Consider the following 25905-nt stretch of genomic DNA (forward strand, 5'->3'; position numbering starts at 1 on the left):
CTCGCTGCGCTCGCTCACGGTTCCCCTCCAGTCGCCGCCACTAACTGTCTTGTTAATAGAGGGCTGCGGACGGAGGGTGATACAGATCAGGACCGGAATCGAAAGGTGCTCACCGCGGGCTGTTCTGCGGCCAGTTTTCCGGTCCCGATCAGGGTCGTGCTGGGCACCTTGCGGCCGAATCGCGGTGAGTACCAGCCCAGCAACGGATCGTTGCCACCCCGGTGTGCCGTCCAGGTCAGTCCGGCCGGCAACTCGACGATCGCCGTGCCGGTCGACCACTCCAGCCGTCCGGTCGACCGGTCCAGCTCGACAGACACCTCTGGCCCCAGATGCCAAGCAATACGTACGTCGGACGCCGCGTCGAGCCGGTCCTCAACCCGCAGTACGCCATGGTCGAGTACTGCGGTCCGCCGATGTGTCACAGGTGAATCGCCGACCCGGTAGCCGTCGTGCTCGGCCTCCCAGCTGTTGGGCGCATACCGGCGTACCTTGCCGGTCGCCCCGCGCAGCCAGAGGAACGCGCCGCCCAGGGTGGACTGTTCGGCGCCCGCGACCTCGACGGTGTTGTGGGCGATCGTGGAGCGGAAGTAGTTCCGCCACTCCTCTTCGCCGTGGTAGCAGTACGTCCCGGGGTCGGCGAGGATGTCGACGCCGTCGACCCGCACCTCGAGCGAGAGCGCGTCGGAGTGGGCGTGGGCTGCAATGGACAGGAAGCCGTGGGGACCGGCGTCCGCGCGGCACCAGATCTCCGGACCGTCGTCGTTGCTCCGCAGAACGGTCAGACCCGCGTCCTCGAAATGATCCGGTCGTACGGCGGGTCGGTCTGGCTGCTGCTCTTTGACCAACGAGCTGATGATGTACGACGTCGCAGTGGGCGGGCTGTCCGGCCACCAGGGCGCTGCACCGACGGCGGCTGCTCCTAGCGACAGGAACGCCGACCAGTGGTGGATGTCCGGCGGATCGAGGACCAGGACCATGCCCTCGTCGTCGTCGCCCTGGCGTGGTGGGCGGAGCGTCGTGTCGACGATTGCCGCGGCCACGTCGATCGTGCGGGTCAGCAGTGCCCACGTCTTCTGACTGAGTGGGTGGCCGGACCAGTCTGCTTCCAGAGCGGCGTACAGGCCGAGTTCGGAGACGAAGCGGTGGTAGTCGGTGGCCAGTTCGCGGTTCACGCCGGAGGGGAAGGTGTTGGCGTCGAGTTCCTTCTCCAGCAGGGCTGCCGCGTCCTGACGCCAGCGGGTGCTCTTGGAGAACCACGGGAACGCGCAGGCAGCGACGAGCCGTCCGGCGGCCTCGGCGATCACGTGGTTGTTCGCCGACGAGCCATGGCTCTGGAACGCGGCCAGGTAGCGCTGGTGCCAATAGATCTGCTGGAGCGCCAGTTCGTTGTGCTCGAACAGGTCGGTGATCTCCGGCCAGTCGTTCAGCAGGCGGCGGATCCACGTCCAGCTGATCAGGCGGATGCCGATCTCGATACCGCTGGCCCAGTGCACGCCGGACAGGAACGGGTTCGTCCGCCACCAGTCGTTGAGGTGGTCGGCGACGCGTTCGGCGTACCGGTCGTCGTGGGTCAGGAACCAGGCCGCGGCCAGCTGGGTCAGGTGGTGGTGGCGGGACAGCTCCCACACCTGCTTGATGTTGCCGACGGCTTCCTCGTTGCGGTGGTTCAGCTTGAAGACGTACTGCGCCGGGTCCGATCGGCGGCCCGTGATCGGGTCGCGGAACCAGTCCGGCTCGGTCAGGTCGGTCCGGTCGACGCCGAGGACCTCGAGGTTGCCGGCCATGATCGCGTCGGCCGTCTGGATGACGGCCTTGCGGGCGTCCTCCGGTACGGCGCAGGCGGTGTGCGCCGGGAGCGTCGTACTGAAGGTCAGCTCTTTGCGGAGGGGGAGGTGGACGGCCGTGTTCTGCCCGGGCCTGACCTGTTGGTAGGCCCAGGCAGTACGGCGTCCGGTGTCGCGAGCGCGCAGGATGAGTTCGGTGGGGGACATCCGGCGCAGGCGGCGGACGTACCAGCCCAGGGGCTGGCGGCTCACACCTTCTCCGGTTTGCCACTCGCCAGACTGCGGTCGACCGCGATCGTGGCCCGGGTGGTGGCGACGAGCTCGTCGAACGAGATCGGCATCGGGCCGCCGGACTTCACCGCGGCGACGAACGCCTCGAGCTCGATCCGCTGGCCCTTGTCGGTACTGCGGGTCTTGCGGGTGGACGGTTTGCGGCCGGTCCACACCGACGCGCTCTGGAAGTTGTCCAGCCGCCCGTTGCGGCCGCCGCCGGTGATGTCGAGCGTCTCCTTCGGGAAGCGCGAGTTGCCGCCGGCGACGTAGTTGATCGTGCCGACCGAGCCGTTGGCGAACCGGAGCGTGACGATGACGTCGCCGGTGTCGGGACCGGGTACGGCGTACACCTCGGTCGGGAGGCTGTTCAGCCACCAGGTCAGGGTGTCGATGAAGTGGCCGCCCTCACCGGCGAACCGGGTGCCTTCCTTGCCGGCGTCGAGGTACCAGCTGGTGGAGTCGAGCTTGCCGGCGTTCACGAGGTAGCGCAGCGAGAAGGCGCCGCCGGGGTCGCCGAAGCGGCCCTTGAGGTCGGTCAGGAGTGGTGCGAACCGGCGGTTGAACCCGACCATCAGGCGGTCGTTGCCGGTGGCATCAACCGTGGCGACGATGCGGTCGAGCTCCTCGTCGGTCAGCGCGAGCGGCTTCTCGACGAAGACAGCCTTCCCGGTCTCCAGCGCCTGGCACGCCAACTCCGCATGCGTACTGTGCCGGGTCACCACGAAGATCGCGTCAAGCCTGTCGTCCGACAGCACTTCCTGCGCATCCGTAGAAATCTGCTCGAACCCGAACCGCCGCTGAGCATTAGCCGCCGACAACGACTTGTTCGTCGCCACCCGAGCCAACACCGCGTCCTCATCCTTCTGCAGATGAGGCAGCAGCATGCTCGACGCGTAGTTCCCAGCACCCACGAACCCGAGACGGACAGATCCAGTGGTCGGGTTCGCAGCTCGGGCGACAGTTGCCGTCGGTGCGGTCTCCTGCTGAGGTACGTCGGGGTACTCGAACAGGAAGCCGACGCCGGGTAGCGCGCCTGAGCTGAGTTGTTGGTAGACGTCGGTGGCGTCGGCGATCGGGAACTGGCCGGCGATGAGGGAGCCTACGTCGATCTGTTCGCGGGCGATGAGGTCGATGAAGCATTCGAGGTTGCGGCGTTCGGTCCAGCGGACGTAGCCGGCGGGGTAGTCGATGCCTTCGAGTTCGTAGCGGTCGTCGTAGCGGCCGGGGCCGTAGGAGCGGGAGAACCGGACGTCCAGTTCCTTGTCGTAGTACGCGTTCCACGGCAGGTCGAGTTTTGTCTTGCCGATGTCGACGACGCGAGCACGGTCACGAGCCAGGCGAGCAGCTGTCTCGACCGGACCGTTGGAGTGACCACCGGCAGCAAGCAGGATCCGGTCGGCGCCAAGTCCGTTCGACGCCTCGAGCAGAGCACGCTCCAGGGACGCGATCCCCGCCTCATCAGCCGACGAGCACGCCAGCGCACCGGCCTTCTCCGCCATCCGGCAGCGATCCGCAACGGTGTCGATCCCGAACACCCGAACCCCGGCCGCAACCAGCAACCGCACCACAAGCTGCCCGACCAGACCGAGCCCGATCACCACAGCCGTCTCACCAAGCTGCACCTCGGCCTGCCGCACACCCTGCATCGCGATCGCACCAACCGTCGAGAACGCGGCCTGCTCAGCTGGCACCCCATCCGGCACCGGCACGCACAAGTTCAGCGGCACCCAGTTGTACTCCGCGTGCAGCGCGAACTCGTTCCCCGCCGCGGCAACCAGCTGCCCGACACTGAACTCCTCCGCACCAGCCCCGACCTCCACAACCACACCGCACAGCGAATACCCGAGCGGCGTGTACGAGTCGAGCTTGTTCATCACCTTCTTGTAGGTGTTCAACGCGCCCTGCTGCGCAACGGAGTCCAGCACCTTCCGCACCTGGTCCGGCCGCGCCTTCGCCTTGCCGACCAGCGACAGCTTCGCCTCGCCGACCTTCATCAGCTCGGTGCCGGTCGAGATCAGCGAGTACAGCGAACGGATCAGCACGCCACCGGGCGCACAGGTGGGCGGAGGCACGTCCAGCACAGCCAGCTCACCGGACTTGTAGTTCTGTGCAACCTGCTTCATGTCCGTCCCTCAGAGAGAAGTGATGGTGACGCCGAGGTCACGCATATGCCTGGTCCAGGTCTCCAGCGTCAGCAACTGCCAGATCTGCTTCGAGTAGTCCTCGCGCCCGGCCCGCTCGTCGTCGACGAGCTTCTGTACGGCGGCCCGCTGCAGGAACCCGCTGCCGACCAGCTCACCGCGCAGCAGCGTGTCGTCGACCAGCTCGCGCAGGTCGTTCCGTACCCAGGCCCGCAGCGGCGCACTGAACGACGCCTTCGGCCGGTAGATGATCTCCTTCGGCAGCCAGGCCTCGGCCGCCTTCTTCAACGCCAGCTTGCTGACCCGGCGGTGGATCTTCTCGCTGCCCGGGATCGAGAACGCGGCCCGCGCCACGATCGGGTCCACGAACGGCGTCCGTACCTCGGTCGACGCCGCCATGCTGGACCGGTCCGTGTACGCCAGGTTCAGCCCCGGCAGGAACATCCGCGAGTCCGCCAGGCACATCCGGTTGACGTGATCGTCGAGCGTGGTGTCGTGGTAGATGTCGGCATGCTCGGACAGCAGCTTCCCGACGTACGGCTCCAGGTCCGGGCTCAACAGTCCGGCCAGCTGATCCCCGTCGTACATCGTGTAGCTGCGCCGGAACGCCGTCTCCTCGGACAGGTTCGCGAACGTCTCGAACCGCTTGGCCCAGCGCGCGTACCGCAGGCCGCGACCGTTCACCGTCACCGGCAGCCGCCGTACGGCGGGCCCGATCACCCCGTTACGCAGTACGCCGGGAAGCCGCTGGTACTGCGCTCCCATCACGCACGCGAGGTGCTTGCGGTAACCGCCGAACAGCTCGTCGGCGCCCATCCCGGACAGCAGGACCTTCACGCCGGCGTCCCGCGCGGTGTCGCACATCAGCAGCGTGTTGATCGCGGCCGGGTCGCCGATCGGCTCGTCGAGAATGTCGACGATCCGCGGGAGCAACTCGACCACATCGGGCGCGATCTCGATCTCGTGCAGGTCGATGCCGAACTGCTGCGCCACCTTGCGCGCGTAGATCGCGTCGTCGGGCATCGCTTCGAGCTTCTGGTCCTGCGCCCGGAACGTGATTGTGTACGAGTCGACGCTCGGATCCATGCGCTTGGCCAGCACGGTCACCAGGCTGGAGTCCAGACCGCCGCTGAGGAACGTGGAGACCGCTACGTCGGCGACCATGTGCGCGGCGACCGACTCCTCGATGATCGTGCGCAGATCCGCGGGCGGACCAGCAGCGGCCTCGGTCGCGACGTCGGTCACCCGCCAGTACATCTCGTGCCGGCTGCTGCCGTCCGGCCGGAACTCGGCCCACGAGCCCGGCGGAAGCTTCTCCACCCCGTCGATCGCGCAGCGCTGCTCGGGCAGCCAGTAGTAGAGCATCGACGCGATCAGCGCCCCGGGCTCGGTCCGCAGCTCGGACCCGACAGCTGTGACGAGCGCTTTCAGCTCGGAGGCGAAGACGACTCCGGCTTCACGGCGGAGGAAGTACAGCGGCTTGATGCCGAGCGGGTCGCGGGCGAGGTACATACTGCCGCTGTCCTCGTCGAGCATCGCGAACGCGAACATGCCGCGGAACCGCTTCAGTGCGTCCGGACCCCAGCGGCGCCAGGCCTCCAGCACCACCTCGGTGTCGCCGTTGGTGCGGAAGCCGACGCCGGCCTTGGACAGCTCGGCGCGCAGTTCCTTGTAGTTGTAGAGCTCGCCGTTGTAGCAGATGGTCAGCCCGCGCTTGCTGAACGGCTGGTCGGCCTCTGACGACAGGTCGATGATCGACAGCCGGCGATGCGCGAGGAACGCCCGTACGTCGCCCTCGTCGAACGCGTAGATCCGGTCGGCGTCCGGACCGCGGTGGGCGATCCGGTCGCTCATCGCCTCGGCGAGTGCGAACCCGTCGTGCTGCTGGTAGCAGCCGGCGATCCCGCACACGTCAGGACCCCGTCGCGCGTGCGACGTCGCCGATGTGGCTGACGTGACCGGTCAACGCGTCGTACACCTGCAGGTAGGCCTTCTGCTGGTGCTTCCACGCCAGCACCTGCTCGACCCGCTCGCGGCCGAACTTGCCCATCCGGCGCCGGCGTACCTCGTCGTCGAGCAGGTCGACGATCGCTTCGCCGTACTGCGCGACGTCGTTCGGCTCGACGTACACCGCGGCGTCCGCGGCGGAGACCTTGGTCTCGATCAGGTCGAAGGCGACGACCGGCAGCTCGAAGGCCATGTACTCCATGGTCTTGTTCATCGTCGACACGTCGTTGAGCGGATTCTTCGGGTCGGGGGACAGGCCGATGTCCGCGGTCGACATCACCGCGCGCACGGTCTCGTCCGGCACCCGGCCGGTGAACTCGATGTACTCGTCGAGGCCGAGGTCGTGCCGCAGTGCGACGACCTCGTCGAACGAGTCGCCGCCGCCCATCAGCGTGAACGCGATGTCCTTGCGGCCGAGGTTGTTGACGATGTGGTCGGCCGCGCGGACGACGATGTCGACACCGTCCTGCGGTCCCATCACGCCGATGTACGTGACCAGGTAGCGGTGACCGCGGCGCAGCGTCTCGTCCACGGCGGCCGGGTCGCGCTGCAGCTTGTCCGGGTCCGGCCCGGTGCGGACCACGGTCACGTCGTGGTTCGCCTTGCCGCTGCGGGTGATCGCGATCCGGCGGTACGAGTCGTTGGTCGACGTCACGTGGTCCGCCGTACGGTGCGTGGTCCGCTCGAGGAAGCGCAGACCCTTGTACGGCAGGCTGGTCGTGCCGCCGAAGCGGGACTGGAACAGCTCCGGGCACAGGTCGTGGTGGTCGAAGACGAACTTCGTTCCGTCGAGCCGGCGCAGCAGCATCGCGATCGGCCAGAAGATGTCCGGCGGGTTGCAGGCCTGCATCACCTTGAACTTGCCGGCCTTGCGGGCCCGGAAGACCAGCCGCAGCGTCAGCAGGAACGAGTACGCGTACTCCCAGACGAAGCTGATCTTGCTGCCGCCCGGCGCGTAGGCCTTGTACTTGTGCACGGTGACGCCGTCGATGACCTGGTACGCCGGGTCGCCCGGCCCCTTCGGGCAGACGACCGTCACGTCGTACCCGCTCGCCACCAGCGCCTGGCACTCCAGCCAGACGCGACGGTCGAACGGCACCCAGAGGTTCTGGATGATGATGAGGACCCGCGGACCGCTCACCAGCCCACTCCTTCGTATCCGGGCAGCGCCTCGACGTCGGCGCCGAGCCGGCCGATCAGGTCGATCGTGCGGGCCGGCGGCGCCTCGAGCAGAGCGTTGATCGCGGCGGTGTCGGTGGCCGAGACGATGGCCAGGTCGGCGCCGGCGAGCGCCGCCGTCGGGTCGTCGGTCAGGACGCGCTGCAGGTGCGGCAGCTTCGACTGCACGTGGCGGAGGTTCGCGCCGACCAGCCGGGTCGGGTTCACGATCGCGTCGTAGATGCGCAGGTTGTAGCCCTTGCCGATCAGCCGCTCGGCCAGCTCGACGTTCGGGCTCTCGCGCAGATCGTCGGTGGCGTGCTTGAAGCTCAGGCCGAGCAGCGCGATCTCGCGACCGGGGCCGGCGATCACGCGGTCGACGACGTCGCGGACGCTCCGCTCGTTGGTGGCCAGCGTGCCCGCCAGCAGCGGGAGCTCGGTGTCGTTCATCCGGGCCAGGTGCAGGACCGAGCGCAGGTCCTTCGGCAGGCAGGAACCGCCGAACGCGAAACCGGGCTTCAGGTAGTACGGCGAGATGTTCAGGCTGGTGTCCTGGACGAAGATCTTCATCACCTCACGCGAGTCCACCCCGAAGTGCCGGAAGATCCGGCCCATCTCGTTCGCGAACGAGACCTTGGTGGCGTGGAACGCGTTGCAGGCGTACTTGAGCGCCTCGGCCGTCCGGACGTCGACGACCTCCACCTCCGTGCCGAGGAAGCTGAACAGGTCGGTCAGAGCGGTACCGACCTTCGGGTTGCGGGTGCCGACGACAACGAACGGCGGCGCGTAGAAGTCGGCCAGGCCGGATCCTTCCCGCAGGAACTCCGGGCACATCGCCGTACCGAAGGTCAGACCCTCCGGCGGCGGTACGTCGGCCAGCACCTTCTCGACGATCTCGTCGACCGTGCCCGGCGGAACCGTCGAGCGGACCACGATGCTGTGGAACCCCGACGCCGGCCGGACCACGGTCTGCGCGGCCTCGGCGATATCGCGGACCGCGCGTTTGATGTACGTCAGATCAGTACTGCCCGCCGGAGTCGACGGCGTACCGACACAGATGAGTGAGACATCGGCCCGCTCGAGTGCGATCCGTGGATCGGTGGTCGCGTGCAGGCGACCCGAGGTCGCTCCCTCCGCCACCAGCTCGTCCAGACCAGGCTCGACCACCGGACTGTGTCCCTGAGTGATCGGATCGACCTTCGCGGTATCGACATCGACTCCCCAGACGTCGTGCCCAGCAGCAGCCAGACAAGCAGCCGTCACCGACCCCACATAGCCCAAGCCGAATACGGCAACCTTCATAACGCCCCCCACAGGCTCATGACGCGGCATCCCCACGTCCGCAGCGCCCATGAGAGCAGCCGCGGCACCGTCCTGATACACGCGATCAGAACAAATTGGCTGTATCAGGCGCTTGTCCCGGGGTTCTTTATGGGCGACAGGGGACTGGGCTGGGGTGAGGGGAAGACGAATGAGGGTTCTGGTCACCGGGGATCGGGGTTATATCGGGGCCGTCATGGTGCCGTTCCTGCGCGCCGCCGGGCATAGCGTCGACGGTCTGGATACGGGCCTGTACGAAGGGTGTGACCTGCTCGGCGGGCCGGACCCGATCGGGGACAGGGCGCCGCGGGACATGCGGGACGTGACCGCGCGGGAGCTCGAGGGGTACGACGCGGTGGTCTGTCTGGCCGCCCTGTCGAACGATCCACTCGGCAACCTGGACAAGGCGGCGACGTACTCGGTCAACCTGGACGGCACGCTGAACGTCGCGCAGGCCGCCAAGGACGCGGGCGTCGAACGGTTCCTGTTCGCGTCGTCGTGCAGCTTGTACGGCGCGGCCGGTTCCGAGGCGGTCGGCGAGGACGCCGAGATGTTCCCGGTCACGGCGTACGGCGAGACGAAGGCGCTGGCCGAGCAGGAGCTGTCGAAGCTTGCCGACGACACCTTCAGCCCGACGTACCTGCGCAACGCGACCGCGTACGGAGCGTCGACCCGGCTGCGGCTGGACATCGTGGTCAACAACCTGACCGCGATCGCGCTGACGTCCGGTCAGGTCCGGCTGGAGAGCGACGGTACGCCGTGGCGCCCGCTGGTCCACATCGAGGACATCAGCCGCGCGTTCCTGACCGTGCTCGAGTCGCCGCGGGACGTGATCCACGACGAGGCGTTCAACGTCGGCCGGTCCGAGGACGTCGTCCAGGTCCGCGACATCGCCGAGATGGTCCGCGAGGCGGTGCCCGGCTCGACGCTGTCGATCGCTGAGGGCGCCGGTCCGGACCTGCGCAACTACAAGGTCGACTTCAGCAAGCTCAACGACACCTTCCCGGAGCTGCAGCTGCAGTGGACCGTCCGCAAGGGCGTCGAGGAGCTGTACGACGCCTACCAGCGGCACGGCCTCACGCTCGACGACTTCAACTCCGCCCAGTTCGTCCGCCTGCGCCGGATCCAGCAGCTGCTCGGCGCCGGACTCGTCGACGGCCAGCTGCGGCGCCAGACCGACGGGCAGTTCCCGGGACCGAAGGAGATGCAGTGATGAACAGCTGCCGGATCTGTGGTGCGGAACTGACGCGCACCTTCGTCGACCTCGGCATGTCGCCGCCCTGTGAGAGCTACCTGCGCGCGGACCAGATCGACAGCGGCGAGACGTTCTACCCGCTGAATGTGCGGATCTGCGACAACTGCCTGCTCGTCCAGCTCCCGGCGTACGTCGCCGCGGACGACGTGTTCAGCGACTACCTGTACTTCTCGTCGTACTCGACCAGCTGGGTGGAGCACGCCCGCCGGTTCGTCGTCGACATGCAGGAGCGACTCGACCTCGGCGCGGAGAGCCTGATCGTCGAGGCCGCCAGCAACGACGGCTACCTGCTGCAGCACGCGACCGCGCTCGGCATCCCGGTGCTCGGCATCGAGCCGGCCGCGAACATCGCCAAGATCGCGAACGAGAACGGCATCCGCACCGAGAGCTACTTCCTCGGCGAGGAGACCGGAAAGGACGCGGCCGCCCGGCACGGGCAGGCGGATCTTGTCGTCGGCAACAACGTGTTCGCGCACGTGCCGGACATCGTCGACTTCGCCAAGGGCCTGCGCGCGCTGGTGAAGGACGACGGCCTGGTGTCGCTGGAGTTCCCGCACCTGCTGCGGCTGATCGAGCGTCGCCAGTACGACACGATCTACCACGAGCACTACCAGTACCTGACGCTGAAGACCGCCGCGCTGGCGCTGGAGAAGGCCGGCCTCAAGGTGGTCGACGTACAGGAGCTCGCCAGCCACGGCGGGTCGCTGCGGCTGTTCAGTACGCCGGTCGAGACCGCCGGCGAGCCGACCGAGCTGGTCGGGAAGGTGCTGCAGGACGAGAAGGACGCCGGCCTGCACACGGTCGAGGGCCACCTGGGGTTCGCCGACGAGGTGTTCGCGATCAAGTCCGACCTGCTGGAGTTCCTGATCCAGGCCCGCCGCGAAGGCAAGACGGTGGCCGGGTACGGCGCTCCCGGCAAGGGGAACACGCTGCTCAACCACTGCGGCATCCGCGAGGACCTGCTGCCGTACACGGTCGACCGCAGCCCGCACAAGCACGGGATGTACCTGCCCGGTACGCACATCCCGATCTTCGCCCCGGAGCGCCTGGCCGAGACGCGCCCCGACTACATCGTGATCCTGCCGTGGAACCTGCGCGCGGAGATCGTCCATCAGCTCGGCTACGCACGGGAATGGGGCGCGAAGTTCGTCGTACCCATCCCACAGCTCGAAGTGATCTGAACGAAAGTCGTGGGGGGAAGGAAAGTCAGATGAAGGTCGTGATCTTCTGCGGGGGCCTCGGGCTGCGGATGCGCAGCGGCGTCGATTCCGCACCGAAACCGATGATGACGATCGGCGACCGGCCGGTCCTGTGGCACATCATGCGGTACTACGCGCACTTCGGCCACACCGAGTTCATCCTGTGCCTGGGCTTCGGGGGAGCCGCGGTCAAGAACTACTTCCTGAACTACGAGGAGACCGTCTCCAACGACTTCGTGATGACGAAGGGCGGCGAGCACATCGAGCTGCTCGACTCCGACATCAGCGAGTGGAAGATCACCTTCGTCGACACCGGCATCGACACCTCGATCGGTGAGCGGCTGCGCCGGGTCCGGCCGTTCCTGGAGGACGACGACGCCTTCCTGGCCAACTACGGTGACGTGCTCACCGACGCGCCGATGGACAAGATCGTCGATCACGTGATGACCAGCGACATCACCGCCAGCCTGCTCGCGGTGCCGCCGCAGGCGTCGTTCCACACGGTCGAGTTCGGCACCGACTCCCGGGTCACCGGGTTGCGGTCGGCGGTCGACCTGAACGTCTGGATCAACGGCGGGTTCTTCGTCATCAAGAAGGAGATCTTCGACGTCCTGCACGAGGGCGAGGACCTGGTCGGCGACGCGTTCCCGCGGCTGGCCGCGATGCGCAAGCTCGAGGCCATCCCGCACCACGGGTTCTGGGCGCCGATGGACACGCTCAAGGAGCGGAGCCAGCTCGAGGAGCTGTACCGGTCCGGCAAGAAGCCGTGGGCGCTGTGGAGCCACCAGGTCCGCCAGCAGCAGGCACAGGTGCTGGACAAGGAACCCGCGGTGTCGGCGGACGCGCCGGTAGTGGTGGCGATCTGATGCTTCCGTTCCAGCTCGGCCTGATCGACGGGCCGGTCCACCTGGTTGCCCTCGGCGCGCATCCGGACGACATCGAGATCGGCTGCGGCGGCACGCTGCTGAAGCTGGCCGAGTCGGTGCCGGAGCTGTCCGCCGAGTTCGTGATCGCGACCGGTACGCCGTTGCGCCTGGAGGAGGCCCGCCGCGCGGCGGAGCTGTTCCTGCCGGACTGTGAGGTGAGCGTCACCTCGGCCGAGCTGCCGGACGGCCGGCTGCCGGCGTACTGGAACCAGACCAAGGAGTTGCTCGAGGCAACGGCTCGGGGGAGCCGTCGCCCCGACCTGGTGTTTGCCCCGAGCAAGCACGACGCGCATCAGGACCACCGGCTGATCGCCGAGCTGGCGCCGACCGTCTGGCGCAACCACCTGGTGCTGCACTACGAGATCCCCAAGTGGGACGGCGACATCAGCCGGCCGTGGCTGTACGTCGAGCTGTCCGAGGAGCAGATGCGCGAGAAGGTCGCGCTGCTGCACAAGGCGTACCCGTCCCAGGTCCCGCACGACTGGTTCGACGAAGAGGTCTTCTCCGGGCTGGCCCGGTTGCGCGGGATGGAGTGCCGGGCGACGTACGCCGAGGCCTTCACCACGGCCAAGGCGACATTGACATGGTGACCGAGGGGGCAGCAGTGAGCTTCAACTGTCGCGGGTGCGCGTCGGAGAACGTCGTACTCGTGGTTAACGTCGGCGACCAGCCGCTCGCCGACCACTTCCCGCCGGCCGAGGACGCCGGTCCCGATCCGCGCTGGCCGCTCTCGCTGTGGCTGTGCCGCGACTGCACGCTGGTGCAGCTCGGTCCGGTCGAGGCACAGCTGGCCGAGGAGCCGCTGGCCGTCGAGTCGGCGACCAGCCGCGCGCATGCGGAGACTTCGGTCAAGGAGATCCTCAGCGATCACCCCGAACTGAGCGGCGGCACCGTCTTCGAGTTCGGGAGTCCCCATGGCGGATCCTGGCTCGATCATCTGTACGTCGCGGGCTGCCGGCTCGCCGGCGACGGTGAGAAGGCCGACCTGGTCGTCGACGTACACGGGATCGTGCACGAGCCGCAGTACGGCGACTCGCTGAAGCTGCGGGCGGATCGGCTCGCGCCCGGCGGCCTGCTGGTGATGGAGTTCCACCACCTGCTGCCGCTGTTCATCGGCAACCAGTTCGACACGATCCGGCACGGCCACTGGGCGTACGTCTCGCTGCGCGCACTCCGGAACATCGCCGCGTTGCACGGTCTGACCGTCGAGTCGGTGACCCAGGCCGAGATGTACGGCGGGAGCCTGATGGTGATGCTGCGGCACACCGAGGACGCCCGGCCGGACGCATCGGTCGACGTGGTGCTGGAGGACGAGGACGCGGCCGGGATCGCCGACGAGGTCCAGCTCGGCAGCCTGCACGAGGCTGCCCGGCACGCGGCCGGCGCCCTGCACGAAGAGCTGACCCGCCACCAGGCGGCGGGCCGCACGGTACTCGGGTACGGCGCGCCGTCGAAGGCGCCGGTGCTGCTGGACCTGAGCAAGGTGACGACGGATCTGCTCCCGTTCACCGTCGATCTGGCGCCGGGTAAACACGGCCGCCGGATCCCTGGTGCCTGCATGGTGCCGATCCGCCCGATCGAGGAGCTGAAGGCCGCGCGGCCGGACGTCGTCCTCGTACTGACCTGGGATATCGCCGACGAGATCGTCGCGCAACTCGAAGCTGATGGCGGCTGGGGCGCCACCTACCTGGTCCCGTTGCCCGAGCCACACGAGATGGGGACTCGTCGTCAAGACGCAAGGTGAATCGGGAAGAAGGAACGGAATGACATCCGTTGTGAGCAGCCTACGCAGTTCCGGGCTGGATATGTTCAAGCGCGTACTCCGCGGGCCGTTGGCCCGCTTGACAGCTGTGCACCGCCTGCGGTGGCGGGTGACCTCGCGAGAGGCGCTGTTCACCCAGGTCTACGAGACGTCCGGCTGGGACAGCACGGAGTCGGGATCCGGTACCGGGTCCGAGCTCCGGGCCACCGTCGACATCCGCGAACGTCTACCCGAGATCCTGACCCGGCTCGGTGTGAAGACGATGCTCGACGCCCCGTGCGGCGACCTGAACTGGATGCGTCACATCGAGCTTCCGGTGGCGAAGTACCACGGCGTCGACATCGTGGCGAGCGTGATCGAGAAGAACCAGCAGGAGTACGGCGACGAGCAGCGCGACTTCGAGGTCCGCGACCTGACCCGGGACACGCTGCCGCAGGTCGACCTGGTCCTGTGCCGGGACTGCCTCGTGCATGTCTCGTTCCAGGACGCGGCCGACATCCTGGAGAACCTCCGCTCCACCGGTGCGGAGTGGCTCGTGATCAACACCTACGACAACGTCGAGCGGAACCACAACCAGTTCACCGGCCGCAACTGGCGGCAGCTGAACATGTCGCTCCCGCCCTTCAACTTCCCGGCACCGCTCGAGTCCTTCCCGGACGGTGGCGAGGTTGACCCGAACCGGCTCGGCCTGTGGCGCCTCCAGGACCTGCCGGCCGTCCAGCGAAGCGCTGTGTGAGCCAACGATGAAATCTGTCCTGCGCCGCCTCACCTGGGGTCTTGCCGACCAGGCTGTGACCAGTCTGGTCAGCTTCCTGGTGGGCGTTGTCGTGGCCCGGCAGCTGGGCGCGCTGGAGTTCGGCGCGTTCAGCCTGGCCTGGGTCACGTACGGCGTGGTCCTGAACATCTCCCGCGGTCTGGCGACCGACCCGCTGGCGGTCCGGTTCAGCGGCCTGGAGCGGCCGGTGTGGCGGACCGCGGTCGCGAAGTCGTCCGGGATGGCGATCGTCGTCGGTCTCGGCGCCGGAGTGATCTGCGCTCTCGTCGGGCTGTTGCTCGGCGGGCACGCGGGGAAGGCATTCATTGCCCTGGGCATCGTGTTGCCGGGCCTGATGCTGCAGGACAGCTGGCGGTTCGCCTTCTTCGCCTCGGGACAGGGCGGTAAGGCCTTCGTCAGCGACATCACCTGGGCGCTCGGTCTGGTGCCGCTGCTGTACCTGGCATCACAGAACGCCAGCGTGATCAGGTTCGTGCTGGCCTGGGGTGGCGCCGGCATCTTCGCCGCGCTCGTGAGCGGGCTGCAGGCGGGCGTCCTGCCGCGGCCGGCCCTGGCGCGCCGCTGGTTGTCCGAGCACAAGGACCTGAGCCTTCGGTACCTGACCGAGAACCTCACGCTGAGCGGCGCCTATCAGCTCCGGATCTACGGACTGGGTGCGTTCGCCGGCGTCGCGGCGGTCGGTACGGTGCGTGGCGCGGAGATGCTGCTCGGACCGTTCTTCATCGTGCTTTCGGGCATCGGGCTGGTCGCTGTACCAGAGGCTGCGCGAGTACTGCGCCGGTCTGTCCGCGCGCTGCCGATCTTCTGTCTGGCGCTCGGTGGTGCGCAGGCGATGGCTGCGCTGGCCTGGGGTCTGCTACTGCTGTTCGCGTTGCCGGACGCGTGGGGACACGCGCTGCTCGGCGAGGTCTGGCTGACCGCGTCGGCATTGGTGCTGCCGGCAACTTTGTCGGTGGCGTGCGCGGGCTTCAACACGGGAGCCGCGGCCGGTCTGCGGGCGCTCGGGATCGCTCGTCGCAGTCTCAAGGCCCAGCTGTGTGCGTCGGCGTTCTACCTCGTCGGCGGCGTACTCGGTGGTGCACTCGACGGTGCGCGCGGTTCGGCCTGGGGCGCTGCGTGCGCGACGTTCGCGGCGGCGTTCGTCTGGTGGTACACGCTGCGGATCGGTGTCCGGGAGCGCAAGCAGCTCGAGTCGGCGGTGGACTCCGACGAGGCTGAGGTTCCTGAGGTTCCTGAAGTGAGAAGCACATGACCGCCGTACCGCGGCTGACCGTCGGCCTCCCGGTCTACAACGGGGAGAAGTACCTGGCCCAGTCGCTGGATGCACTGCTCGGGCAGACGTACGACGAGTTCGAGCTGGTCATCTCCGACAACGCCTCGACCGACGGCACGGAGCGGATCTGCCGAGAGTACCTGGCTCGCGACCCGCGCATCCGCTACATCCGTCAGCCGGTCAACATCGGCGCGACACCGAACCACAACTTCGTCTTCGAGCAGTCGCACACCGAGCTGTTCAAGTGGGCGTCGTACGACGACCTGTACGGGCCGAAACTGCTGGAGCGCTGCATCCAGGCGCTCGACGGCGATCACGAGCTCGTCCTCGCCCACGCCTGGGAAGCGATCATCGACGGGGACGGCGAGGTCCTGCTAACAGTCGACTATCCGTTGGCGACCGATTCTCCCGACCCGGTCGAGCGGTTCAGGAGCATGCTGTTCGCGGTCGGCGGCGACGACTTCTACGGCGTGATGCGCTCGGACACGCTCCGCCGTACGCCGCTGCACGGGAGCTACCACCACGCCGACCGCACGTTGATGGCCGAGCTCGCGCTGGCCGGACGGTTCTACCAGGTGCCCGAGGTGCTGTTCTTCCGGCGTGACCACGCGGACCGCGCCGAGCGGGCGAAGCCGACGATCCGTAGCCGCGCCGCCAACATGGAGCCGCGGCGCGCGCACCGGCTGAGCAACCCGACCGCGCGGTTGCTCGCGGAGTACATCGGCGGCTTCGTCGGCGCGATCCGGCGGGCGCCGCTGTCGTCGGCCGAACGCCGTGGCTGCTACGCGCAGCTGCTGCGCTGGGTGGCGAGCCGGGCAGTTCACCGATCGTCCGCCCGCATCGAAGACACGGTGCCGCGTGGGCATCAGCAGCCTCTTGCAGAGATGAGGAGAAGATGAACGCAGTACCGCGGCTGAGCATCGGCCTGCCCGTCTACAACGGCGAGAAGTACCTCGCCGAGGCCCTCGACGCGCTGCTCGGGCAGACGTACGCCGACTTCGAGCTGGTCATCTCCGACAACGCCTCGACCGACGGCACGGAACGGATCTGCCGCGAGTACATGGCTCGCGACCCGCGCATCCGCTACATCCGCCAGCCGGTCAACGTCGGCGCGTCGCCCAACCACAACGTCGTCTTCACCGAATCCCGCGGCGAGCTCTTCAAGTGGGCGTCGTACGACGACCTGTACGCGCGGGACCTGCTGGAGCGCTGCATCGCGGCGCTCGACGAGACCCCGGACGCGGTGCTGTGCCACTCGTGGAGCGCGATCATCGACGAGGCCGGCGACATCGTCGCGAAGGTCGGCTACCCGTTGACCACCGACTCGCCGGATCCGGTCGAGCGGTTCCGTAGCCTGCTGTTCGACGTCGGCGGCGACGACGACTACGGCGTCGTCCGGGCCGACGTACTGCGGAAGACCGCGCTGAACGAAAGCTTCTACCACGCCGACCGGACGATCGTGGCCGACATCGCGCTGCACGGCCGGTTCATCCACGTGCCGGCGTCGTTGTTCTTCCGCCGGGACCACCCGGACAGCGCGCTGCGGTCGAACCGCACGGTCCGTTCCTGGTGCGGCAACCTCGACCCGCGCCGCCGGAAGCACTCGACTGTCCGGCTGCTCGTGGAGTACCCGCTGGGTTACGTCCGGATGGTGTTCCGCGCGCCGCTGACCGCCGGCCAGCGAGCACGTTGCCTCTGGCAACTGACGCGCTGGATGACGAGCCGGGTGGTGCCGCCGTCGATGCGGCGGCAGGACACGCCGGTCGAGCAGGTCAGCGAAGTGGTATCGGTATCCATGGTGGTAGCAGGCCAGAGCGGACGACTCGGATGAGCGACGACAGTTTCAGCACACCGCCCAAGGGCGGCCCGCGGATCGGGTTCTTCGGCCTGCTCGGCCACGGGAACCTCGGCAACGACGGGTCGCTGGAGGCGTTCCTCGCCTACCTGGCCAAGTCGTACCCGGACGCGGAGATCGACTTCCTCTGCTCCGGTCCCGAGGTGGTCGAGGAGCGCTACGGCCTGCCGGCCACCCGGATGAACTGGAACCGCGACGAGTACAACACCGCGAGCAGTCCGCGGCTGGTCGCGCTCAAGGGGATCGGGAAGCTCGTCGACTTCTTCTGGACCGCCTCCTGGGTACGGCGCCACGACGTGGTGGTCGTGCCGGGTATGGGCGTGCTCGAGGGCGGCCTGCCGCTGCGCTGGTGGGGCTTCCCGTACTCGCTGCTGCTCCTGACCGCCTCCGGTCGCCTGGTCGGTACGAAGGTCGCGCTGGTCAGCGTCGGCGCCAACACCTCCGGACGACGGATGACCCGCCGCGTCTTCACCTTGGCCGCCCGTCTGGCCTACTACCGCTCGTACCGCGACCAGCTGTCGAAGGACGCGATGCGCACGACCGGCCTGGGCAACGTGGACGACCCGGTCTACCCGGACCTCGCCTTCTCGCTGCCGATCCCGGCGGTCCGCTCCGCCACGCCGGCGGGAGAACCGACGACGGTCGGCGTCGGCGTGATGACCTACCGCGGTACGGACGACGACCGCGACCGCGCCGAAGAGGTCTTCGACGAGTACGTCGCGAAGATGACTCGCTTCGTCCATTGGCTCGTGGACCACGGGCACCGAGTCCGGCTGCTGACCGGCGACCACGAGGACGAGCTGGTCTCGGCCGCGATCCTCGCCGACGTACGCGAGAAGCGGCCCGAGCTCGATCCGTCCTGGGTCGTGGAGGACCCGCCGAAGTCGCTGGACGACCTGATGGAGCAGATGGCGGCGCTCGACACCGTCGTCGCGACCCGGTTCCACAACGTCGTGTGCGCACTGATGCTGTCGAAGCCGACCGTCTCGATCGGGTACGCCGCGAAGAACGACGTACTGATGGCCGACATGGGTCTTGCCGAGTTCTGCCAGAACATCCGCTCGCTGGATGTGGACCGGCTGATCAGCCAGTACACCGCGCTCGAGTCCCGCCGCGACGTGGTCGGACCGGCCATGGACGAGCGGAACGCCGTCAACCGCAGCCGGCTCGAGGACCAGTACGACGTCCTGTCGTCGAAGGTCTTCCCGAAGCCTGCGGACACCTTGGAGGGACGCTCATGAAGGTGACTCAGGTACCCGAGATCGCCGGGGTCTATCTGTTCGAGCCCACACCGCACGTCGACGAGCGCGGCTTCTTCAGTCGCACGTTCGACGCCGAGATCGCCCGGTCGGTGGGGATCGACCCGGACGGGTTCGCGCAGGACAGCCTGTCCCGCTCCCGTAAGGGCGTGCTGCGCGGGATGCATCTGCGCTCCGGACAGGGTGAGGCGAAGCTGGTGCGTTGTTCCGCGGGCGAGGTGTTCGACGTCGTCGTCGACCTCCGGCCGGACTCACCGACGTACCTGCAGCAGGCGCATTTCACGCTGTCGGGCGACACCCAGGCCTCGGTGTACATCCCGGCCGGTTGCGGGCACGGCTTCCAGGCGCTCACCGAGCCCGCGGACATCGCGTACCGGATCGACCGGCCGCACGATCCCTCCGAGGACGTCGTGATCGCGTACGACGACCCCGATCTCGCCATCCCGTGGCCGCTGCCGGTCACCGTCATGTCGGCCCGCGACCAGCGCGCCGTTTCTCTTGCCGACCTCACCGCGGGCGCTCCAAGCGCTCGCTGACCGAGCACCACCATCCGGAAGGGGGCCCTCATGGCTCACACCGCATCGATATCGCAGCTCCAGACGCCGCCGTGGGCGCTCGTCAACGGCGAGCTCGTGCCGTACACCGACGTCAAGATCCACATCGGTGCCGAGGCACTGACCCGCGCGTTGAGCGTCTTCGAGGGCGTGAAGGGCTATTGGGACTCCGCCGGCGAGGTCTTCTCGATCCGGACCCCGCGCCGTCACTACGACCGGCTCTGCCGGAGCGCGTCGCTGTTCCACATCCCGGTCCGCTTCAGCTACGAGGAGTTCCTCGCCGGACTGTCGAAGCTGGCGAGTGAGTTGCTCGTGCCGGACAAGGACCTGTGGTTCCGGCCGACCATGTACGTGACCCACGGGCACTGGGGTGAGGCGACCGAGGCCGACCTGGTCGTGACCGCCTTCAGCCAGCGCAAACTCGACCCGGACCCGATGCGGCTCGGTGTGACGAGCTGGCGCCGGGCCTCCGACCTCGTGCTGCCGACGCGGGTGAAGAGCAGCGCGAACTACGTCGGCGCGCGGATGGCCCGGATCGAAGTACGCCGGCTCGGGTACGACGACGCGATCATGCTGAACGACGCCGGCCGGGTCGCGGAGGCGACCGGTGCGTGCGTCCTGATCGCCCAGCGCGGACGGATCGTCACGCCGCCGACCAGCGAGTCCTGCCTGGACAGCATCACGGTCGACATCCTCGAATCGGTCGCGAAGGACCTCGGCCTGACGTTCGAGCGGCGGCCGATCGAGCGGACCGAGCTGCTCGCGGCCGACGAGTGCGGTCTGGCCGGCACCATCTCGGAGCTCACGCTGGTCGCGGAGCTCGACGGTGTCGAGTACGAACAGTCGGGGCTGCTGGCACAGGTCCGGCAACGTTACCTGGAACTCATGCGTGGCGATCTGGTCCTGCCCGACGTCGACCTGGTGCCGTTGGTCGACGCGTCACGTGAAGCACTGGCCGGCTGAGTACGAAACCAGCCGGACCGGGGGATAGCGCAGTACGAACAAGGAGGGGGAACTCCCATGCATTCCATTTACGTCGACGCCGAGTTCACTGACGACGAGCGTAGACAGAAGCTGTACGACGGCGACCTGTTCGTCTACTCACCGCGTCCGTCGACGCTGGCGCTGACCGAGTTCGCGGCGGAGATGGCCCGGGAGGCCTTCCACCCGCTGGACCCGGAGACGGCCCAGTTCGACATGGCCGTCGAGGACTACGCGGCCCTGCTCGCCGAGCTGAAGCCGCGGTTCATCCACCACCCGGAGTCGAAGCGGCTGATCCAGGAGATGCTGGTCGACTTCGGGTGCGACCCCGAGCAGGTGTACTTCGACGTACCGCGGATGCGCAGTTCGACGTCGGACGACTACCTGACCACGGGGATCGCGTTCGCGTTCCACCCGCACCGCGACACCTGGTACTCCGCGCCGTACACGCAGCTCAACTGGTGGCTGCCGATCTTCGCGATCGGCGACGACAACGGGCTGGCGTTCCACCCGCGGTACTGGCAGACCCCGGTGAAGAACAGCTCCCGGGTCTACAACTACGCGGAGTGGAACGCGACCAGCCGGAAGATCGCCGCGACCCAGATCGGCACCGACACCCGCGTGCAGCCGGTGCCGGAGGAAGAGGTCGAGCTGGTGCCGCAGATCCGGCCGATCTGCAAGCCGGGCGGGATCATTCTGTTCTCCGGTGCGCAGCTGCACTCCAGCGTGCCGAACACCTCGGGCCGGACCCGGTTCAGCATCGACCTGCGAACTGTGCACCTCGGCGACGCGGTCGAGGGCCGGATGGCGCCGAACATCGACTCCAAGTGCACGGGTACGACGATGGGCGACTACCTGCGGGTCAGCGACCTCGAGCACATCCCGGCCGAAGTGGTCGCGGAGTACGACACACCGAGTCACGCGACTGTCTGACCAGTCGTCAAGATTCTCCGGCCGGCGTCGCCCGCGACGCCGGCCGGAACTGCCTTGTTTTCTTGATCATTTCGTGATGAAGCAACTGGTTCCCGGCTCACAATGCAAGTTCTCCACAAGGAAGGCGGCCTGGTGGTCGCCGAGGCCCGTGGTGCGTAGTAATCTTCGGTGACTCGTCGCCGACGCGCGGGTGAATTCTGGGGACGGCTAGCTGCGGGAAGCCCTGGGCACGGAGCGTGTCCGAGTGGCCGCAACGTGAGACCGAAGGACTGGTGTGAGCGGAGCTGAGGCGCCCGGCCGTATGGACGGGCACGGACCGCTCTGGGTTGTGCCGCATGAGGTCCCGGCGATCGTCCCGCTGCCCTCGCGTTCGACCGAGCCGCGCTGGGTCGGCGTCTACCGCTGGGCCGCTGTCGGCGGTGACCTGCTGGCCGCGATGCTCGGCGTCTCGATCGCCCTGCTGACCAGATTCGGGTACCACGTCGGTCCCAGCTATCTCGTCGTGAGCAGTCTGCTGCCGCCGGCCTGGGTCGGTGTGGTCGCGTTGTCGAAGGGCTACGACCCGCGGTACTTCGGCGCCGGGCCTGACGAGTTCCGGTCGCTGATGCGTTCCGGTGTCGGACTCACCGCCGCGGTCGCCATGACGTCGTACGTGACGAAGACCGAGATCGCCCGCGGCTTCGTGGTGCTGGCGATTCCGGTGATGGTGGTCTCCGCTCTGCTGCTGCGGTACGCGTTGCGGAAGGACCTGCACCGGCACCGGGTCAGAGGTCGCTGCATGCACAGGGTTCTCGTGGTCGGGCGAAGTGGCCCGGCCGCGACACTTTGTGAGCACCTGGAGAAGCGTCCGACCGACGGCTTCCGCGTGGTGGCGACCTGCCGGCCGCGTGGCGACGGTCACGGACACCTGCAACCCGACGAGCTGGCCGAGCCGGACATCCTGGCCGCCGCCGATCGGCACGCAGTGGATGTGGTTGCCATCTCGACCGATCCCGAGCTCGTCGGCCAGTCGCTACGGCGTCTGTCGTGGGCACTGGAACAGCGCGGCATCGAGCTGATCGTCTCGCCGGGCATCATCGAGGTGGCCGGTCCGCGGATCTCGGTCCGACCGGTCGCTGGTCTGTCGCTGCTGCACCTGGAGCGGCCGTCCGTCAGCGGCGGGCCCCACCTGATGAAGGCCGTCTTCGACCGGACCGTTGCCCTCGGCTTCATCGCCGTACTGTCGCCGTTGCTGATCGGTCTCGCGCTCGCGGTCAAGGTGTCCAGCCCGGGTCCGGTGCTGTTCCGGCAGCAGCGGATCGGCCGCGGGGGCGACGAGTTCACCATGCTGAAGTTCCGCAGCATGTACTCCGACGCCGAGCAGCGGCTCGGTGATCTGTACGCGTTGAGCGACGGCAACGGCGTGATCTTCAAGATGCGCGACGACCCGCGGATGACGCCGCTCGGCCGGTGGATCCGCCGGTTCTCGCTCGACGAGCTGCCGCAGCTGTTCAACGTGCTGCGCGGTGACATGTCGCTGGTCGGTCCGCGGCCGCCGCTGGCCGAAGAGGTCGCCCTGTACGCCGCCGACGACTCGCGGCGGATGCTGGTGAAGCCCGGCATGACAGGTCTGTGGCAGGTCAGCGGCCGCAGCGACCTGTCCTGGGACGAGTCGGTCCGCCTCGACCTGCGGTACGTCGACAACTGGTCGATGACCCTGGATCTGCTGATCCTCTGGAAGACCGTGCGCGCGGTGGCCTACGGCGCGGGAGCGTACTGATGGATTCGGTTTATGTAGCGGGTCATCGCGGGCTGGTAGGTTCCGCGATCTGGCGACGGCTCGAGGCCGCCGGTCACACGAACCTGATCGGCGCGTCGTCCTCGGAGCTGGACCTGCGGGACCGTGACGCCACCTTCGCGTTCCTGCGCGAGCACCGGCCGGCCGTGGTCATCGATGCCGCGGCGCGGGTCGGCGGGATCCTGGCGAACCGGGATCACCCGACCGAGTTCCTCAGCGACAACCTGCGGATCCAGGTCAACCTGATGGACGCGGCGCTCGACGTCCGCACGCCGCGGCTGTTGTTCCTCGGGTCGTCGTGCATCTACCCGAAGTACGCCGAGCAGCCGATCCGCGAGTCGAGCCTGCTGACCGGTGAGCTCGAGCCGACCAACGACGCGTACGCGATCGCGAAGATCGCCGGGATCATGCAGGTCCAGGCGGTCCGCCGGCAGTACGGTCTGCGCTGGATCTCGGCGATGCCGACCAACCTGTACGGTCCTAACGACAACTTCGATCCGGTGTCGTCGCATGTGCTGCCGGCGTTGATCCGCCGCTTCCACGGGGCGCGTGAGACCGATGCTCCCGAGGTCGTGTTGTGGGGGAGCGGTACGCCGCGGCGCGAGTTCCTGCACGTGGACGATCTGGCCGACGCGTGCCTGCACTTGCTCGAGCAGTACGACGCGCCCGAGCCGATCAACGTCGGCGTCGGCACGGACGTGTCGATCCGCGAGCTGGCCGAGCTGGTCGCCCGCGTCGTCGGCTACACCGGTGCCTTGAGCAACGATCTGTCCAAGCCGGACGGCACCCCGCGCAAGCTGCTCGACGTGAGCAAGCTGCTGGCGCTGGGCTGGAAGCCGTCCATCGACCTCGAAGACGGTGTGGCCGCCACCTACCGCTGGTATGTGGAGAACCATTCATGAAGAAGGCCTTCGTTACCGGCATCACCGGCCAGGACGGCTCGTACCTGGCCGAGCTGCTGCTTGCCAAGGGCTACGAGGTGCACGGCCTGATCCGGCGGGCATCGACGTTCAATACCAAGCGGATCGACCACCTGTACGAGGATCCGCACGCGAAGGACAAGCGGCTGTTCCTGCACTACGGCGACCTGACCGACGGCTCGCGACTCGTCACGCTGCTCGCGTCGATCCAGCCGTCGGAGGTCTATCACCTGGCCGCGCAGTCCCATGTGCGGGTGAGCTTCGACGAGCCGGAGTACACGGGTGACACCACCGGGATGGGGACGACGCGGCTGCTCGAGGCGATCCGGATGATCGGGCTGGACTGCCGGTTCTACCAGGCCTCGAGCTCGGAGATGTTCGGCGCGACACCCCCGCCGCAGAACGAGGACACCCCGTTCTACCCGCGCTCGCCGTACGGCGCGGCGAAGCTCTACGGCTACTGGATGACCCGGAACTACCGCGAGGCGTACGACATGTTCGCGGTGAACGGGATCCTGTTCAACCACGAGTCGCCGCGGCGCGGTGAGACGTTCGTGACGCGGAAGATCACCCGGGCGGTCGCCGCGATCAAGCTGGGTCAGCAGGATCGCCTGTACCTGGGCAATCTCGACGCCTGCCGGGACTGGGGCTACGCCCCGGAGTACGTCGAGGGCATGTGGCGGATGCTGCAGCACGACACCCCGGCCGACTACGTGATCGCGACCGGTACGTCGTACTCGGTCAAGGATTTCGTCTCGCGCGCCTTCGACCATGTCGGGCTCGACTGGGAGCAGTATGTCGACTACGACGCGCGGTACGTCCGCCCGACCGAGGTCGACTCGCTGATCGGGGACGCGTCCAAAGCCATGACCGAGCTGGGCTGGAAGGCCCAGGTGCACGTGCCGGAGCTGGTTCAGATCATGGTCGACGCGGATCTCGCCGCAATGACCCCGGAGGACTGACTGATGACCGATATGCAGACCGCGGCAACCACCACAGCCGACCGGGTCGATGTCCTGGGCATCCATGTCAGCATCACCAATCCGGACCACACCGTCGAGACGCTCGCCCGCTGGATCGACCACGACGCGCGCGAGCTGGTCTGCGTCACCGACATGAACGCGCTGCTGCACGCGCGCGCCGACAAGCGGCTCACCGAGGTCTACAACACCGCCGGGCTGACGGTTCCGGACGGCATGCCGCTGGTCTGGGCGGGCCACAAGGCCGGGTTCGAGCAGATGGACCGGGTCGCCGGTCCGGATCTGCTCGAGCGGGTGATGGCGGAGGCAGCCGAGCGCGGCTGGACGCAGTACTTCTACGGCGGCGCCGAGGGTGTGGCCGAGGAGTTGCGGCAGGTCTTCCAGGAGCGTCATCCGGCGTTGAAGGTTGTCGGCACCGAGTGCCCGCCGTACCGGCCGTTGACCGAGGCTGAGGACGCGGCCGCGGTCGCACGGATGAACGAGGCGCGCCCGGACATCATCTGGGTTGGGCTCGGCGCACCGAAGCAGGAGCGCTGGATGGCCGATCACCGCGACCGCCTGAACGCGTCGATCCTGATCGGCGTCGGGGCCGCGTTCGACTTCCACACCGGCCGGCTGGACCGCGCCCCGCTGTGGATGCAGCGCGCCGGGCTGGAGTGGAGCTACCGGCTGTACAAGGAGCCTCGCCGGCTCTGGAAGCGCTACGTACTGGGCATCCCGCGTTTCCTCCTGGGCATCCTCCGTCATCCGCCACGTCCGCTCTAGAGTGAGCC

General features: G+C 67.9%; 22 protein-coding genes and 1 pseudogene. 18 read left to right on the top strand and 5 right to left on the bottom strand.

Features of this window, described 5'->3' with window-relative positions; all coding sequences use genetic code 11:
- Nucleotides 1-86 precede the first annotated feature (86 nt).
- The 5 genes from FDA38_RS13360 to FDA38_RS13380 are packed head-to-tail and all read right to left on the bottom strand — an operon-like array spanning nt 87 to nt 8665.
- Nucleotides 87-2036, bottom strand: coding sequence for a heparinase II/III family protein (locus tag FDA38_RS13360; protein ID WP_202877670.1), 1950 nt, complete (start codon nt 2034-2036; stop codon nt 87-89).
- Nucleotides 2033-4180 carry a bi-domain-containing oxidoreductase gene (locus tag FDA38_RS13365; protein WP_137254359.1) on the bottom strand — a complete coding sequence of 716 codons (2148 nt, stop codon included), beginning with the start codon at nt 4178-4180 and terminating at the stop codon, nt 2033-2035. Before FDA38_RS13365 ends, FDA38_RS13360 begins: the two co-directional genes overlap by 4 nt.
- Nucleotides 4181-4189: 9 nt before the next feature.
- Nucleotides 4190-6109: an asparagine synthase (glutamine-hydrolyzing) gene (asnB, locus tag FDA38_RS13370; RefSeq protein WP_137254360.1), complete on the bottom strand. Its 1920-nt coding sequence runs from the start codon at nt 6107-6109 to the stop codon at nt 4190-4192.
- Nucleotide 6110: 1 nt separating this feature from the next.
- Entirely contained in the window at nt 6111-7346 is a 1236-nt protein-coding gene (locus FDA38_RS13375; RefSeq protein ID WP_202877671.1) for a glycosyltransferase family 4 protein, read from the bottom strand.
- Nucleotides 7343-8665, bottom strand: a complete 1323-nt coding sequence (locus tag FDA38_RS13380; protein WP_137254362.1) for a UDP-glucose dehydrogenase family protein — start codon at nt 8663-8665, stop codon at nt 7343-7345. The genes FDA38_RS13375 and FDA38_RS13380 overlap by 4 nt, the downstream gene beginning before the upstream one ends.
- 169 nt (nt 8666-8834) lie before the next feature.
- Between FDA38_RS13380 and FDA38_RS13385 the strand changes: the two genes are divergently transcribed.
- The 18 genes and pseudogenes from FDA38_RS13385 to FDA38_RS13465 all read left to right on the top strand — a co-directional run bounded on the left by FDA38_RS13385 (nt 8835) and on the right by FDA38_RS13465 (nt 25897).
- Nucleotides 8835-9896, top strand: coding sequence for an NAD-dependent epimerase/dehydratase family protein (locus FDA38_RS13385; protein WP_137254363.1), 1062 nt, complete (start codon nt 8835-8837; stop codon nt 9894-9896).
- A pseudogene (locus tag FDA38_RS43670) lies at nt 9896-10078 on the top strand (class I SAM-dependent methyltransferase); the annotation flags it as partial. The gene FDA38_RS13385 and the pseudogene FDA38_RS43670, both read left to right, overlap by 1 nt.
- 150 nt (nt 10079-10228) lie before the next feature.
- Complete coding sequence (locus FDA38_RS13390; protein WP_380090511.1) at nt 10229-11119, top strand: class I SAM-dependent methyltransferase; 891 nt, start codon at nt 10229-10231, stop codon at nt 11117-11119.
- Between the two features lie 29 nt (nt 11120-11148).
- Entirely contained in the window at nt 11149-12003 is an 855-nt protein-coding gene (locus FDA38_RS13395; RefSeq protein ID WP_202877672.1) for a glycosyltransferase family protein, read from the top strand.
- Nucleotides 12003-12653, top strand: coding sequence for a PIG-L deacetylase family protein (locus tag FDA38_RS13400; protein ID WP_137254365.1), 651 nt, complete (start codon nt 12003-12005; stop codon nt 12651-12653). The genes FDA38_RS13395 and FDA38_RS13400 overlap by 1 nt, the downstream gene beginning before the upstream one ends.
- A 14-nt stretch (nt 12654-12667) precedes the next feature.
- Entirely contained in the window at nt 12668-13807 is a 1140-nt protein-coding gene (locus FDA38_RS13405; RefSeq protein WP_170989725.1) for a class I SAM-dependent methyltransferase, read from the top strand.
- Nucleotides 13808-13826: 19 nt separating this feature from the next.
- Nucleotides 13827-14561 carry a class I SAM-dependent methyltransferase gene (locus FDA38_RS13410; protein ID WP_137254367.1) on the top strand — a complete coding sequence of 245 codons (735 nt, stop codon included), beginning with the start codon at nt 13827-13829 and terminating at the stop codon, nt 14559-14561.
- 7 nt (nt 14562-14568) lie between these two features.
- Nucleotides 14569-15852, top strand: a complete 1284-nt coding sequence (locus tag FDA38_RS13415) for an MATE family efflux transporter (RefSeq protein WP_202877673.1) — start codon at nt 14569-14571, stop codon at nt 15850-15852.
- A complete protein-coding gene (locus FDA38_RS13420) occupies nt 15849-16772 on the top strand; it encodes a glycosyltransferase family 2 protein (RefSeq protein ID WP_137254368.1) in 924 nt (307 codons plus the stop codon). The genes FDA38_RS13415 and FDA38_RS13420 overlap by 4 nt, the downstream gene beginning before the upstream one ends.
- Nucleotides 16769-17704 (top strand): glycosyltransferase family 2 protein, encoded by a 936-nt coding sequence (locus FDA38_RS13425; RefSeq protein ID WP_137254369.1) that lies wholly within the window; start codon nt 16769-16771, stop codon nt 17702-17704. Before FDA38_RS13420 ends, FDA38_RS13425 begins: the two co-directional genes overlap by 4 nt.
- On the top strand, nt 17701-18969 hold the full coding sequence (locus FDA38_RS13430) for a polysaccharide pyruvyl transferase family protein (RefSeq protein ID WP_137254370.1): 1269 nt from the start codon (nt 17701-17703) through the stop codon (nt 18967-18969). The genes FDA38_RS13425 and FDA38_RS13430 overlap by 4 nt, the downstream gene beginning before the upstream one ends.
- On the top strand, nt 18966-19523 hold the full coding sequence (locus FDA38_RS13435; RefSeq protein WP_137254371.1) for a dTDP-4-dehydrorhamnose 3,5-epimerase family protein: 558 nt from the start codon (nt 18966-18968) through the stop codon (nt 19521-19523). Before FDA38_RS13430 ends, FDA38_RS13435 begins: the two co-directional genes overlap by 4 nt.
- Before the next feature lie 30 nt (nt 19524-19553).
- On the top strand, nt 19554-20504 hold the full coding sequence (locus tag FDA38_RS13440) for an aminotransferase class IV (protein ID WP_137254372.1): 951 nt from the start codon (nt 19554-19556) through the stop codon (nt 20502-20504).
- Nucleotides 20505-20561: 57 nt separating this feature from the next.
- Entirely contained in the window at nt 20562-21455 is an 894-nt protein-coding gene (locus FDA38_RS13445) for a phytanoyl-CoA dioxygenase family protein (protein ID WP_137254373.1), read from the top strand.
- A 274-nt stretch (nt 21456-21729) separates the two neighbouring features.
- On the top strand, nt 21730-23214 hold the full coding sequence (locus tag FDA38_RS13450) for a sugar transferase (RefSeq protein ID WP_233714691.1): 1485 nt from the start codon (nt 21730-21732) through the stop codon (nt 23212-23214).
- On the top strand, nt 23214-24134 hold the full coding sequence (locus FDA38_RS13455; RefSeq protein ID WP_137254374.1) for a GDP-L-fucose synthase family protein: 921 nt from the start codon (nt 23214-23216) through the stop codon (nt 24132-24134). The genes FDA38_RS13450 and FDA38_RS13455 overlap by 1 nt, the downstream gene beginning before the upstream one ends.
- Nucleotides 24131-25114, top strand: coding sequence for a GDP-mannose 4,6-dehydratase (gene gmd / locus FDA38_RS13460; protein WP_137254375.1), 984 nt, complete (start codon nt 24131-24133; stop codon nt 25112-25114). The genes FDA38_RS13455 and gmd overlap by 4 nt, the downstream gene beginning before the upstream one ends.
- A gap of 3 nt (nt 25115-25117) precedes the next feature.
- Nucleotides 25118-25897: a WecB/TagA/CpsF family glycosyltransferase gene (locus tag FDA38_RS13465; protein WP_233714692.1), complete on the top strand. Its 780-nt coding sequence runs from the start codon at nt 25118-25120 to the stop codon at nt 25895-25897.
- Nucleotides 25898-25905: the final 8 nt, after the last annotated feature.

Source organism: Kribbella jiaozuonensis, assembly GCF_005233875.1.
In the GTDB taxonomy this organism is placed as follows: Bacteria; Actinomycetota; Actinomycetes; order Propionibacteriales; family Kribbellaceae; genus Kribbella; species Kribbella jiaozuonensis.